The sequence below is a fragment of the Planococcus kocurii genome (genome assembly GCF_001465835.2).
GTDB lineage: Bacteria > Bacillota > Bacilli > Bacillales_A > Planococcaceae > Planococcus > Planococcus kocurii.
The window spans coordinates 3,440,813-3,454,666 of sequence record NZ_CP013661.2; the positions used below are offsets into that span (position 1 = coordinate 3,440,813).

The 13,854-nt window shown below is 41.9% G+C and carries 14 protein-coding genes; 10 read left to right on the top strand and 4 right to left on the bottom strand.

Annotation, left to right across the window (positions count from 1 at the left end; translation table 11 throughout):
• The first annotated feature begins 81 nt into the window (after positions 1 to 81).
• Complete coding sequence (locus AUO94_RS16790; protein WP_058385315.1) at positions 82 to 642, top strand: GNAT family N-acetyltransferase; 561 nt, start codon at positions 82 to 84, stop codon at positions 640 to 642.
• A 387-nt stretch (positions 643 to 1,029) separates the two neighbouring features.
• Here the strand turns inward: AUO94_RS16790 and AUO94_RS17565 are convergent, their stop codons facing one another.
• From AUO94_RS17565 to fdhF, 4 genes are all read right to left on the bottom strand, one after another.
• The gene (locus tag AUO94_RS17565; RefSeq protein ID WP_218916864.1) at positions 1,030 to 1,158 is read right to left on the bottom strand and encodes a YhfH family protein; all 129 of its coding nucleotides are present in this window, start codon (positions 1,156 to 1,158) and stop codon (positions 1,030 to 1,032) included.
• A gap of 72 nt (positions 1,159 to 1,230) precedes the next feature.
• Positions 1,231 to 2,523 (bottom strand): isocitrate lyase, encoded by a 1,293-nt coding sequence (aceA, locus tag AUO94_RS16795; RefSeq protein WP_058385316.1) that lies wholly within the window; start codon positions 2,521 to 2,523, stop codon positions 1,231 to 1,233.
• A gap of 688 nt (positions 2,524 to 3,211) precedes the next feature.
• Complete coding sequence (locus AUO94_RS16800) at positions 3,212 to 3,691, bottom strand: helical membrane plugin domain-containing protein (RefSeq protein ID WP_058385317.1); 480 nt, start codon at positions 3,689 to 3,691, stop codon at positions 3,212 to 3,214.
• Positions 3,692 to 3,705: 14 nt separating this feature from the next.
• Positions 3,706 to 6,633 (bottom strand): formate dehydrogenase subunit alpha, encoded by a 2,928-nt coding sequence (gene fdhF, locus AUO94_RS16805; protein ID WP_058385318.1) that lies wholly within the window; start codon positions 6,631 to 6,633, stop codon positions 3,706 to 3,708.
• Between the two features lie 256 nt (positions 6,634 to 6,889).
• Between fdhF and AUO94_RS16810 the strand changes: the two genes are divergently transcribed.
• From AUO94_RS16810 to moaA, 9 genes are all read left to right on the top strand, one after another.
• Positions 6,890 to 7,273: a Na-translocating system protein MpsC family protein gene (locus AUO94_RS16810; RefSeq protein WP_058385319.1), complete on the top strand. Its 384-nt coding sequence runs from the start codon at positions 6,890 to 6,892 to the stop codon at positions 7,271 to 7,273.
• On the top strand, positions 7,260 to 8,090 hold the full coding sequence (gene fdhD / locus AUO94_RS16815; protein WP_062429943.1) for a formate dehydrogenase accessory sulfurtransferase FdhD: 831 nt from the start codon (positions 7,260 to 7,262) through the stop codon (positions 8,088 to 8,090). Before AUO94_RS16810 ends, fdhD begins: the two co-directional genes overlap by 14 nt.
• 183 nt (positions 8,091 to 8,273) lie before the next feature.
• A complete protein-coding gene (locus AUO94_RS16820; RefSeq protein ID WP_058385320.1) occupies positions 8,274 to 9,557 on the top strand; it encodes an L-lactate MFS transporter in 1,284 nt (427 codons plus the stop codon).
• A 258-nt stretch (positions 9,558 to 9,815) separates the two neighbouring features.
• Positions 9,816 to 11,060 (top strand): molybdopterin molybdotransferase MoeA, encoded by a 1,245-nt coding sequence (locus tag AUO94_RS16825; RefSeq protein WP_058386895.1) that lies wholly within the window; start codon positions 9,816 to 9,818, stop codon positions 11,058 to 11,060.
• Positions 11,048 to 11,569, top strand: a complete 522-nt coding sequence (mobB, locus tag AUO94_RS16830) for a molybdopterin-guanine dinucleotide biosynthesis protein B (protein ID WP_058385321.1) — start codon at positions 11,048 to 11,050, stop codon at positions 11,567 to 11,569. The genes AUO94_RS16825 and mobB overlap by 13 nt, the downstream gene beginning before the upstream one ends.
• Entirely contained in the window at positions 11,556 to 11,996 is a 441-nt protein-coding gene (locus AUO94_RS16835; protein ID WP_058385322.1) for a molybdenum cofactor biosynthesis protein MoaE, read from the top strand. The genes mobB and AUO94_RS16835 overlap by 14 nt, the downstream gene beginning before the upstream one ends.
• On the top strand, positions 11,993 to 12,226 hold the full coding sequence (gene moaD / locus AUO94_RS16840; protein WP_058385323.1) for a molybdopterin converting factor subunit 1: 234 nt from the start codon (positions 11,993 to 11,995) through the stop codon (positions 12,224 to 12,226). Before AUO94_RS16835 ends, moaD begins: the two co-directional genes overlap by 4 nt.
• Positions 12,223 to 12,786, top strand: a complete 564-nt coding sequence (locus AUO94_RS16845; protein WP_058385324.1) for a molybdenum cofactor guanylyltransferase — start codon at positions 12,223 to 12,225, stop codon at positions 12,784 to 12,786. Before moaD ends, AUO94_RS16845 begins: the two co-directional genes overlap by 4 nt.
• A gap of 15 nt (positions 12,787 to 12,801) precedes the next feature.
• Complete coding sequence (gene moaA, locus AUO94_RS16850; RefSeq protein WP_058385325.1) at positions 12,802 to 13,818, top strand: GTP 3',8-cyclase MoaA; 1,017 nt, start codon at positions 12,802 to 12,804, stop codon at positions 13,816 to 13,818.
• Positions 13,819 to 13,854: the final 36 nt, after the last annotated feature.

Consider the following 13,854-nt stretch of genomic DNA (forward strand, 5'->3'; position numbering starts at 1 on the left):
GTGACAAAAAAGTGGACAGGCCTGCGGAAATGACCTATTCTGCTAAGCTAATAGGAAATAAAAGAGTGAAGGAGACTGCTGGTGGAGACGAACTATCTATTTGAATCAGAGAGACTGGGCTTTAGGCCTTGGAAAGATAACGACCGAGATTTTTTCGCCAGTATGACTGCAGATTTAGAAGTCATGCGTTATTTTCCAGAAACCTTAACAAAACTACAAGCCGATCAATTGATTGATCGTTTTAACAGACATATGGATGATGAAGGCTATACGATGTGGGCAGTAGAAAGAAAAATAGACAGAGTATTTATTGGCTATGTCGGCTTATTGGAAATTACGATGGCAATTGAAGGGCAGGGACATGCAGAGATTGGCTGGCGCCTAGACAAACGTTTTTGGAAACAGGGCTTTGCGACTGAGGGGGCACTCGCTTGTCTTGCGTACGCATTCGACGTGTTACATATGACTGCAGTTTATTCGTTTACAGCAACGATCAATGTGCCATCTGAAACCGTCATGAAAAAGATTGGAATGTCAAAAATAGGGGAATTCCAGCATCCGAAATTAGCTTGCGATAGTCCATTAAAGACCCATGTATTGTACAAGATTGAAAAACAACAATTCACAAATTCAAAAGGCTGAAAAAGATGAAAAAGCAAGTGGTGGCAACAGTCAATAGCTTAGACTTTACATTATTTAAAGAATTGGCATACGGCTTTTGCAGACCAATGGAATAAAGCAAGGAAAACTGATCATGTTCCATTTTACCGCAGGCCATTAAGTGAAATCCTTAACACCTGTATAGAAAATTTTTCGATTGAACAAGTAATAGAGCCGAAGCCTACTGTAAAATTCCAAAAACTAGCGCCAGAACAATACGCTCGACTAATGAAAATCCCTAATTTTTTGATTTTAAAAGTTTTTAAAAGGTAACGAGTTAATGCCATTTGTCTAAACTAATTTATTTGGCATTGAATTTGCTTATGTTAGAACAAAAAAGTCCCACTCGACTTCGAGTGGGACTTTTTATTAGTCGTCTTTATTGCACATGCAGCGTTCACATTCGTAGATGATGGATTGCTGACGTTCTTTGATTTCGCATCCGCACTCGCGGCATTCTTTCTTCGTGCGTGTCTCATACGTTTTTTTTGTTTTCATAAGGATCTCCTCCAATAGTTTGTTTTTTGAATGCCGTGGCAGTTGAGATGCTAATCAGTGGATGACAATTTGTTAGTTAGCTGTTGTGAATTGAGCTGTTTCAGTCGAACCTTTCATTGCAGTAGTTGAGCTTGTGCCGCCGGAAACAATTTGGGAAATTTCATCAAAGTAGCCAGTGCCAACTTCACGCTGGTGGCGAGTTGCTGTATAGCCTTTTGATTCGTTGGCGAATTCCGCTTGTTGCAGTTTTGAGTAGGCAGCCATGCCATGATCTTTATAGTCGTGAGCCAGTTCGAACATGCTATGGTTTAATGAATGGAAACCAGCTAGTGTAACGAATTGGAATTTATAGCCCATTTTACCGAGTTCAACTTGGAACTTTGCAATTGTTTCTTCATCGAGTTTTGCTTTCCAGTTAAACGATGGCGAGCAATTGTAAGCAAGCAATTTACCTGGGAATTCCGCATGAATGGCATCGGCAAACTGTTGTGCTTCTTCTAAGTTTGGATGAGACGTTTCACACCAGACAAGATCTGCAAAAGGTGCGTAAGCTAAGCCGCGAGCAATGGCTTGATCGATGCCTGGGTTTGTGCGGTAGAAGCCTTCAGGTGTACGTTCGCCAGTAATGAATTTATGGTCACGTGGATCGATATCGCTAGTGATCAAATCAGCCGCATCCGCATCTGTGCGCGCGATAATTAATGTAGGGACACCAAGTACGTCTGCTGCTAACCGAGCGGAAACTAAATTTCGAACCGCGTTTTGAGTTGGCAGTAATACTTTGCCGCCTAAATGACCGCATTTCTTTTCAGAAGCCAACTGATCTTCAAAATGAACACCAGATGCACCAGCTTCAATCATCGCCTTCATCAGTTCGTAAACGTTTAGTGGACCACCAAATCCAGCTTCCGCATCGGCTACAATCGGTGCAAACCAGTCAAATCCTTCAACGCCTTCAACGCCATCAATTTGATCGGCACGTTGAAGTGCTTGGTTAATTTTCTTCACAACATCAGGAACGGAGTTGACCGGGTATAAACTTTGATCGGGATACATCTGACCTGCAGAGTTAGCATCAGCTGCTACTTGCCAGCCGCTCAAATAGATTGCTTTTAATCCTGCTTTTACTTGCTGAACTGCTTGATTACCAGTTAAAGCACCTAAGGCGTTGACGAAATCCTCTTCATGAATCGAACGGAATAAACGCTCAGCACCTTTTCTTGCTAATGTGTGCTCGATTTGTACAGATCCACGAAGTTTTACAACTTCCTCTGGCGAATACGGGCGTTCAATGCCATTCCAGCGGCTATCCTCTGTCCAGCTAGTTTTTAGTTCCTCGATTTGTTGAAGTTTGTTTGCGACCATGTCATCCATCCCTTTCTGATTTGAAGAATTAATTAACAAACTGTATTAATACAGTTTGTTTTCTTGTTTATTAATATATAACAGATGATTTCAGATGTCTTCAAAATTCGATAAAAGCGATTATTTTAGGACAAAAGCAGTTAATAAGCGATGAACACTAGGTTGTTGTCTTATAGGCTGTATGAATAAAACGGCCAAAAAAGAAGCATCTAGCGTATTGAAGATTGATAGGCGGTAACTCTTACTATAGGTCAGCTGAGGAGTTGTTTTTTAGCCTTCCACTCTGGGAAATTGAGTTTGTTTGCAGGATAGGGGAGTTTGTTTGTACAATTCCAACGTTTGCTTGCAGAACTACAGTGGTTGTTTGCGCAAAAGCATAGTTTATTTGTGGGATAATGAGCTTTGTTTGCAAAAGTAAAAAAACATCATTCTAAGTTGGAATTAATCGTTTCAAGAAGAGTGTGCAGGCTATTTTTTTGCAGTTCCTTCTATATAATAGAATGTTCCAGAACTTTTGAAATAATAAAAGAAAAACTGATTTTTCGGTAGTGAGGAAATCTAGTTAAAATCGTGATCCTCACATTAAGCGATTTGACAAGCTCATTGCGAAAAACTCTACACAATAAAAAACAGTTGCGGCTATAAAGAAAGCCGCAACTGCATATGGAAATTCGGAATGTTGGTTAAACTAGCGATCTAATCCTTTTCCCATCCCTTTCAGGAAATTGAGTCCAAACTTAATGGCGCGATTAATGTCAGGATCTCTGAATGCCTTAACCATTTGAAGCACACCCAGTTTCTTGCCGTTGTGGTTTTGCGACTCGGCTTCTTTCAATCCATTAACGACACTTGAAGCCAGCTTTTCCGTAGATGCGGGTTCAATCGCTGTTAATGCAGCAGCTGCGCCCATCATGTTATTGATGAGGTTGGTTACGGGTACACGAGTTGCTTGTCCCATTACCACCTCAGAAATGCCTTCTTTTGCCTTGACCATCGCTACGACGGCATCTAACACGCCAGCATCATCTAAATCGCCAGTGATTGCTAATAGTTTATTGAGTGCCTGATTTTGTTCAGCAATCAATGATTCCAATTCGTAAAGCTTCTGCTGTCGAATTTCTTCAGGAGTCCATTGTCTTTTTTTAATCTGTGTTATTGGACTTGCCATAGGCCATCACCTTTCTATCGTTGATCTGTTAAATGCACATAGCCTTCACGTGCCCATTTGCGCTCGACTTCAATGCCGGATTGCGGTGTGCGTTTTTTGTCACGCGGATTTGATTTTGGTAACGGACTCTTAACGTGATCTTTCAAGACTTCCATACGTACTTTTGTCTGTTTATAAGCAGGTGTGTTCGTCCGTTGATCAACAGCAGGACCTGTCAAGAAATTAATCGCTGTTTCTTTTTTCGTCGAGTTCATCGGTAAGAACAGTTCGTTTCCTTTTACACGTCCCGTTACGATAACTGGTAATTTCAATGCACCATACGGAGACACCAAGCGAACGGTAGAACCGTCTTCAAGTCCTCGTTCTTTTGCCAATTCGGGAGACACTTCAACAAATGTTTCTGGTAATTTAGAAAGAATACCGCGAGATTTGTCCGTCATATTGCCTTCGTGGAAATGTTCCAACAATCGACCATTATTAATGTGTAAATCGTATTCTTGTGGGAATACTACCGGCTCAACCCAATCAGATAAAGCAAAACGTGCTTTTTTATCAGGGAAGTTAAAGCCATCGACATATAGAAGTGGTGTGCTTTCACCTTCTAAGCTACCCCACAAGAAACTGTCCCAGCCTTCCATGTTTGTGTAATCTGCTTTTGCGAACAGGGGAGACAAGCTCGCCATTTCAGCAAAAATTTCACTCGGATGGCTATAGTTCCAACCTGCACCTAGACGGTTTGCGATTTCTTGAACAATCCACCAATCGGCTTTTGATTGGCCTAGTTCTGGAAGAGCTTTGTATAAACGCTGAACACGGCGCTCCGTATTTGTAAATGTACCGTCTTTTTCAAGGGACGGCGCCGCAGGCAAAATAACATCTGCATATTGTGCAGTTCTAGAGAAGAAAATGTCTTGCACAACGAAAAAGTCGAGTTTGGCTAAAACTTCATCAACGTGATTGGCATTCGAGTCAACTAAAGCCATATCTTCACCGACTACATACATTGCCTTCATGATGCCTTCGTCAACTGCTTGTAGCATTTGGATGTTATCCATACCTGGCTTATCATCAATTTTCACACCGTAAGCTCGTTCGAATTTTTGACGCGCATTGTCGTCAGTAACGTGCTGATAGCCTGGTAACCAACCTGGTAATGAGCCCATATCGCAAGCACCTTGAACGTTGTTATGACCACGAAGCGGATAAGCGCCAGCACCTGGGCGGCGATAGTTACCTGTTGCCAGCAAAAGGTTAGAAATTGCAGCGGATGTGTCAGAGCCACCTGTGTTTTGGGTAACGCCCATACCCCAAAGAATACACGTACCGTCAGCATCACGAATCATTTCTGCTGTTTGGATAATTGTTTCTTTTGAAACACCACTCCGTTTTTCAGCATATTCTAATGTGTATTGAGCCAATACTTCTTTAAATTCGTTGAAATAATTGACGTTTTCATCTACAAATTGCTGATCGTGCCAGCCTTGATCAATCATGTATTTCGTTACAGCCATTAACCATACTTGGTCTGTGCCTTGTTTAGGTGTAATGAAAAGATCGGAGCGTTCGGCCATTTCGTTTTTGCGCATATCCGCGACAATCAATTTTTGTTCGTGCAATTTATGCGCACGTTTTACACGTGTGGCTAAGACTGGGTGACCTTCTGCTGGGTTAGCACCAACAATGATGACGAGTCCAGCGTTACCAATGTCTTTAATCGTACCGGCGTCTCCGCCCATCCCGACTGTGCGGAACAAACCGTCTGTCGCAGGGGACTGGCAATAACGCGAGCAGTTGTCGACGTTATTAGTTTCAAACACTTGGCGACTTAGTTTCTGAATGACATAATTGTCTTCATTGGTAATTTTCGAAGAAGAAATAACCCCGATAGAATCTTTGCCATTCTCTTCTTTGATTGTTTTGAATTTTGATGCTACTAGGTCAAGCGCTTCTTCCCAGCTAGCTTCGACAAACTCACCATTTTTACGGATTAAAGGAGTTGTGATGCGTTCTTCACTGTTGACAAAATCCCAACCAAACTTGCCTTTAACACAAGTGGAGATTTGGTTTGCAGGTGCTTCCGAAACCGGTTGGATTTTTAGGATTTCACGATCTTTTGTCCAAACTTCAAATGAGCAACCAACGCCACAGAACGTACAAACTGTTTTGGTTTTTTTCGTGCGTGTTTCACGCATCTTCGCTTCAGCATCTGAAATAGCTAAAATACCGCTATAACCTGGCTCGACATCTTTTACTAAATCAATCATTGGGTTTAGAATTTTTTCAGGAATTGCGGTCATAAAACCTGCTTCACCGAGCATGGAGGTTTCCATTAGCGCATTACACGGACAAGCTGTTACACATTGACCACAACTCACGCAAGAAGAGTCGTTGATCTTTGCACCGCCGTCCCATAAAACGATAGGGCGATCACGTGACCAGTCCATCGTCAAGGTTTCGTTAACTTGTAAATTCTGACACACTTCTACGCACTGTCCGCAAGCAATACACTGATTCGGGTCGTAGCGATAAAATGGATTCGTTAAGTCAACTTCGTCAACCGAGCATTTTGGTTCAAACGGATATTTTTGATGTTCGATTTCCATTAAGTCAACTGTATTGTGGACTTTGCAGTTACCGTTGTTATTATCGCAAACAGTACAGTAAAGCAAATGGTTTTCTAAAATTCGATCCATTGCTTCGGTTTGCGCTTCTTTAGCACGCGGTGAAGCGAGTAAGACTTCCATACCAGCAGTAGCAGGAGTTGCACAAGAGCGAACGAGTTGTCCATCGACTTCGACGATGCACGTGTCGCATGTTTGTATTGGATCAACTTCGGGCATATAGCAAATCTGAGGATGAAGAATTTTCTGTTCATTGAGCACCTGTAGAATGGTTTTTCCTTGTTCGAACTCGGTAGGTGAACCGTTAATCTTGATGGACATGCCAAAACCTCCTTTTTTGAATAAAAAAATCCACTATGAAGAACACACTTGACAAGTGCCTCTGTTTCATAGTGGAATAGTGTCTTAACAGGACTTGTTAAATGACCAATCCAAGCGTATAGGTAGAGTGAAAGCGTTACCGCAATAACTTACGGTGACGCCAACATATGCTATTATTATAAACAGTAAAAATATGTTACACAACTAAAATATCAAATAGTCAGCAAATAATTAGTAAATTGAGGAGAAGATAGGTATGACCAGACAAATTCACGAGTTTAATGACATTATTCGAAAACTACGAAAAAATTTGTTCGGTAAAGGACCTGAGCGTATCCAAACGATTTTCGTCAACGATATGGCGATTGCTACTTTATATGGCAACTTGAGTCCGTCAGAACAATTCATAGCGAGAACAGCGGAAGGAAAAGAAATGGTTCATGCTGCGCGTACTCGTATGATCCAAAGTGTTTACGATTCTGCTGCACCAGAAGGGATGGAAGAGTTGGTCGGCGCAAAATTCGTCCATCTGTTTTCAGATATTAAAATTGAAGACGATATTGCCGTATCTGTTTTTCTTTTCGACCGTCCGATTGACCAAAAAGGTACCGCGGGAGGCAAGCCAGATGAAACAAGATAAAACACGGAAAATTATGCGCTATGAAAAAGGAGCATTTACCGAAAAAGAAGATCGTGTTGTGATTGAACAACCTGCAACCATCAAAATCAATGGCAAAGAATTTATCACAATTGTTTGTTCACCTGCACACATGGAAGAAATGGCTATCGGATTTTTAGTTTCTGAACGAATTATTCCAAATTACCAAGCCATTCAAGACATTCGAGTGGATGAAAAAACGGGAACCGTTAATATTACAGCTGAAAAAGTTTATCCATTTTTCGAGCAGTTGCAGAACAAGCGGTTTATTAGTTCTTGCTGTGGCATGAGCCGTCAAGGCTTCGTTTTTGCTCACGATGCCATGATTGCAAAGAAAATGACAGAAGTGCGTGTAACTTTGACACCAGAAAATTGTTTTCAGCTGATGACGGATATGGGCGACACAGCTGAAATGTTCAAACAAACAGGCGGAGTTCATAATGCAGCTCTCTGTGATGCGAATGGCATAATTGTTTCGCGAATGGACATTGGCAGACACAATGCGCTCGACAAAATATATGGCTATTGTTTGATGAATCACATAGACGTGCGTGATAAAGTAATCGTTTTTAGCGGACGTATTTCTTCTGAAATTTTACTAAAGGTAGCAAAAATTGGCTGTGAAATCGTACTGTCGAAATCTGCTCCGACAGAACTAGCCTTAACACTCGCAGACGACTTAGGCATAACAGCAGTAGGGTTTATTCGCGGTAACTCGTTTAACTTGTACACACATCCCGAGCGAATTGTCAGCGACAAAGCGACGGCAATACCTGTAAAAAAATGGGGTGACAAATAAAAAGAACGGTGCTATGATTCTAATCGTCTCATTATTTGCAAATTGACAACAAGAAATAATAAGATTATTCAACGATCGGTCTATTGTTTGAATCTCCAAGCTTGGCACAGGAAAAATTGATGGTTTGGCTTTTGGGAAATCATTTTATATAGGGAATATCAATTTTATCAGGAGGTCAAAAAAATGAAAAAGAAGCCGAAAAACAGATGGTTGATTGCATTATCCGCAGTAGGGATACATATTTCGATTGGCTCTGTTTATGCGTGGAGCAATTTTACAAACCCGCTGATTGACCAGTTTGGATGGACGACCAGTCAAGTGCAATTGACGTTTAGCATTGCGATTTTGTTCTTAGGATTATCCGCCGCCTTTTTTGGTAGTTTTGTTGAGAAATACGGACCGAGAAAAGCTGGACTTGTCGCTGCACTTTTCTTTGGCACCGGTATTATTGGTTCAGGTTTCGCTGTAAGCGCTTCCTCTTTACCAATGCTTTATGTATTTTATGGAGCACTCGGTGGAATTGGTCTTGGAATCGGCTATATTGCACCCGTTTCGACATTGGTAAAATGGTTTCCTGACCGTCGTGGTCTTGCAACGGGCTTAGCGATTATGGGCTTTGGTTTTGCAGCAGCAATCAGCAGTCCGATTATGGAAAAGTTGATCACAACTGTCGGAGTCGAGCAAACTTTTTATACATTAGGTGCTGCGTATCTAATTATTATGGTGCTATCTTCTCTATACCTTGAAAAGCCGCAAGAAGGATGGTCACCAGCTGGCTTTGAAGAAAAAGTTAACAGTGGTAAAATCGAACGGAAGACAGATTTGTCTCAGCTGACTGCGAACGAAGCTGTCAAAACAAAACGGTTTTACTATTTATGGGTTATGTTGTTTATAAACGTCACCTGCGGAATTGCGATTTTATCGGCTGCAAAACCGATGGCAATTGACAGTATTGGTATGACAACAGTTCAAGCTGCAGCTTTAGTAGGTGTACTTGGAATCTTTAACGGTCTTGGTCGTCTTGGATGGGCTACAATTTCCGATTATATTGGACGTCCGAATACTTATACTGCATTTTTCGTCATTCAAATTGCATTGTTTGCTTTCTTACCCTTTACGACAAATGCAATATTTTTCCAAATCATGTTAGCGATTATCTACACGTGTTACGGCGGAGGATTTGCTTCGATACCGGCTTATATTGCTGATATCTTTGGTACCAAACAGCTGGGAGCAATTCACGGTTATATTTTAACAGCATGGGCAGCAGCTGGACTTGCCGGTCCGTTGTTTGCAGCGTTCATGAAAGATAAAACGGGCAGTTATGAAAGCAGTCTGTTATTCTTTGCCGGTCTATTTATTGTAGCGCTGGTTATTTCATTAGTTATTCGTCTCGATATTCGGAGACTTCAGACTAAAAACAAAGAAATGGCGGTATCCGGAAATACTGAAGTGGTTAGTGATTAATAGGAATTGTCTAACTTCGTTTCCGCTAATTAGTAATAGGTGATGATCATTTTTGGAAAACCTTGAAAGTAATTATTTTCAAGGTTTTTCCTTTTGTATCAAAAGTCCAATTTGACAGCAATCCCTACTTTGTATAAGTTTAATACGACATAGACCACACTTGAAACGACAAAAGACTTGGCGAATAGAGCAAGATATACATAGTGAAATAAAAAACGGAATTTTGATTATCCTAAAAGATTGAGGAGCTGAACAATGATGGTTGAAAAACGAACGCCTCTTCCTGTAATAAATGCGGTTGAGCGGGTATTAGAATGCGCTTTGTCACTAGGAACTGAAAAAGTAGAACTCGAAGAAAGCTTCGGCCGCATTTTGGCAGAACCAATTATTGCTTCTAGCGATGTGCCACCTTTCGACCGGTCTCCTTATGACGGTTTTGCTATTCGTTCCGTGGACTCTGTGGGAGCAACAGGTGACAATCGCATCGCATTTAAGGTAATTGATCATATTGGCGCGGGAGAAGTATCAACAAAAAAATTAGCAGCTTTTATGGCGATTCGCATTATGACAGGCGCACAGCTTCCAGAAGGGGCTGATGCGGTCGTCATGTTTGAACAATCAGTCGAAACAGAAGAAAGTATAACGATTCGCAAGCCGTTTAAAGCATTGGAAAATGTATCTTTGCAAGGAGAAGATCTTCGGAAAAACGAAGTTGTCATTAACAGTGGGAGTTATATTAATCCAGGAACCATTGCACTTTTGGCGACTTTCGGCTACTCGCAAGTTTTAGTAGCCAAACAACCGATTGTTGGCATTCTATCAACTGGAACTGAGTTGTTGGCAGTCAATGAGGAACTAGAGCCTGGCAAAATACGAAACAGTAATGGGCCAATGATTGTGGCACAACTAAAGCGAATGGGCATACGCTGTAAAATGTACGGAATATCAATTGATCAACTAGATGAGAGTTACGAAGTGGTCAAAAAAGCGGCAACAGAAACGGATTGCCTGATTACGACAGGTGGCGTTTCTGTCGGTGACTTCGATTTTTTACCGGCAATTTATGAACGACTAGGAGCCGAGGTATTGTTCAATAAAGTAGCGATGAGACCAGGCAGTGTAACAACGGTAGCTGTAGCGAACGGTCGGTACTTGTTTGGTTTATCAGGTAATCCATCTGCATGCTTTACAGGATTTGAATTATTTGTTCGACCTGCACTTTTAAAAATGATGAGTGCCAGTAAACCATACTTGCCGCATACGACAGCGCGACTAGGTGAAGATTTCACCAAAGCCAATCCGTTTACTCGTTTTGTTCGTGCTCTATATAATGGCGAAACTGTGTCGCCAGCTGGATTCAATAAATCCAATGCCGTATCATCCATCGCGCGAGGCAATGCATTAATTGTTTTGCCAGGTGGCACGCGTGGCTACCAGTCAGGTGATTTGGTAGATGTACTGCTTCTCGGTATGGAGGAAGGGTCAGACAAGTGGAAACTGTGAAAGTGTTACAAGTGGTCGGCTTTAAAAATAGCGGCAAAACGACCTTGGTTTTGGATTTATTGAAACAAGCAAACGATAAAGGCAAATCAGTTTCAACAATTAAACGTCATGGTCACGACGGTGAACTTGACATGCCACAAACTGAGACAGACAGTATGCGCTTTTTTACTGAGGGAGCAAACAGCTCGGTTGTTTACGGCGGAGGCGTCATTCAGCTACATCAACGAAAAGAACAAGCGACGCTCGACGAGTTGATTGTCCTCACTTCTTTGGGGCATCCAGACTATATTTTCATCGAGGGCTTTAAAGAAGCAAGGTTTGAAAAAGTTGTTTTGCTGCGGTCAGCAGACGAATGGTTACAACTTCAAAGCTTGCAACACATCTCTTTAGTAATCACACAAGAAGTGATCGAACTGGACAATATCCCTGTGATTCTGCAGAATGACAGTAAGCAATTACGTGAGTGGTTTACTAACTGGATGGATGGTGACAGGAATGAAGGCGTTTGAAATCGTAACAGAAGCAATTAATCCTCAAATTTACGCAGATTTTGTATTACGGCCGGAAGCGGGAGCAGTCACTTTGTTTACGGGACATGTTCGTGAATGGACAAAAGGCGTGCGGACACTGCATTTATCATACGAAGCCTATGTACCGATGGCTGAGAAAAAACTGGCGCAAATTGGTGAAGAAATTGAACGGCGCTGGGAAGGAACACAAGTCGCCATTGCGCACCGCATTGGCGAGCTGCAAATTAGCGATATCGCAGTTGTCATCGCAGTTTCGTCTCCTCACCGAAAAACAGCTTACGAAGCAAATGAATACGCGATAGAACGGATTAAGGAAATCGTCCCCATTTGGAAAAAAGAAATTTGGGAAGACGGGGAAGAGTGGATTGGCGATCAAAAGAAGAAACCAGAAGGAGGATTAGCATGATCACCTTATGTTACTTTGCAGGACTCAAAGAACAGACCGGAGTTTCTGAAGAACAAGTCGATATGGCCGGACAGACCGTTGACGATTTATGGCAGTGGGCAACGACAAAATATCCGGATTTTCTGTCGGGTGCAACTCGTTTAGCTGTCAATGAAGAATACGCGTTGCCGACGGATGTCTTAGAAAGAGGGGACGTCGTGGCTTTTATTCCACCCGTTAGCGGAGGATGAAGTCAACTGTCGGAATCTTGCTTGCAGGTGGACTGTCGCGCCGTTTTGGTTCGCCAAAAGCGTTTGCTGAGTTAGCAGGAATACCTTTTTACGAGCACGCTTATAAAGCATTAACGAATGTCTGTGACCATGTAGTCATTATTTCTAGGCCCGAGTTAATCACTCGTTTCCCTTCTAAGTATGATGTCATCACAGATCTAGACTGGATTGCCGGACAAGGCCCCCTTGCTGGAATTTTCTCGGGGATGAACCATATGCAAGCGGATAACTATTTGGTGCTGCCTTGTGATATGCCGTTTGTCGGTCCAGCTGAAACAGCAAAGCTTCTAGCTTTAACCGAAGATTCTTCAGATATATCAGCTGTATGGAACACCACTGAAAAAATTCCTTTGTTCAGTGTTTGGGATATCTGTGTACAAGAACCGCTACAAAAAGAATTAGAAACTGGTCAATTACGTGTGATGAAATTTATGGAAAAAGTGACCACTCAGTGGATAAACTCGTCAGAAATCCATAAAGATCAACTTGTTTTTCGCAACGTGAATCAACCTGACGACTAAAAAGGAGGTGGCGTAATGGCCATTAAACCAGTACAGGACTATTTTCAACGTCCAATACGGGATTTGCGGATTTCAGTCACCGACCGCTGCAATTTCCGTTGTTCGTATTGCATGCCTAAAGAAGTATTTGGCGATGATTATGCATTTTTACCGAAGCAGGAATTGTTGACATTTGAAGAAATACATCGATTGACTAAGGTTTTTGTAGCAATGGGCGTTAAAAAGATTCGGTTAACAGGTGGCGAACCTTTAATGCGCAGAGGATTGCCAGAATTGGTTGAGAAAATCCTTTCGGTTGAGGGGGTAGAGGACATTGGACTGACAACAAATGGTTTGCTTCTTGGCAATCAAGCACAGGCGCTATACGATGCTGGACTTCGCCGGCTGAATATTAGTTTAGATGCACTAGATTCGGAGTTGTTTGGAAAGCTGAATGGTAGGGGCATTGATCCATCGCACATCTTAAAACAAATCGATTTTGCGCAACAAGTTGGATTTGAAATCAAAGTCAATATGGTCGTCCAAAAAGATGTCAATGAGCAAGAAATATTGCCGATGACAGCTTATTTCAAAGAACGCGGCATTACCCTAAGGTTTATTGAGTTTATGGATGTTGGCAATGATAATGGCTGGAGCTTTAAAAAAGTTGTCACCAAAAAGCAGATTCTTGAAAAGTTGCAAACAGTCTACAACCTAGAACCCGTCGACAAAGATTATTACGGAGAAGTAGCAAAACGCTATCGTTTTGAAGAAGGAGAGGCACAAGTAGGATTTATCACATCGGTGTCAGAATCCTTCTGCTCATCTTGTACGCGTGCTCGTTTGTCTTCAGATGGCAAGTTCTATACATGCTTGTTCGCCACAGGGCATTTCGATATTCGTGAACTGCTTCGAAATGGTTTGAGTGACGAAGAGTTATTGGAGAAAATCTCTGCTGTTTGGGAACGTAGAGACGACCGTTATTCAGATGAACGAACTGAACTGACAGCTAAAAACCGTAACAAAATCGGCATGTCTTATATCGGTGGATAAAATGATGCCGATTGCAAAAAAGGCGTTTCCTGAGTA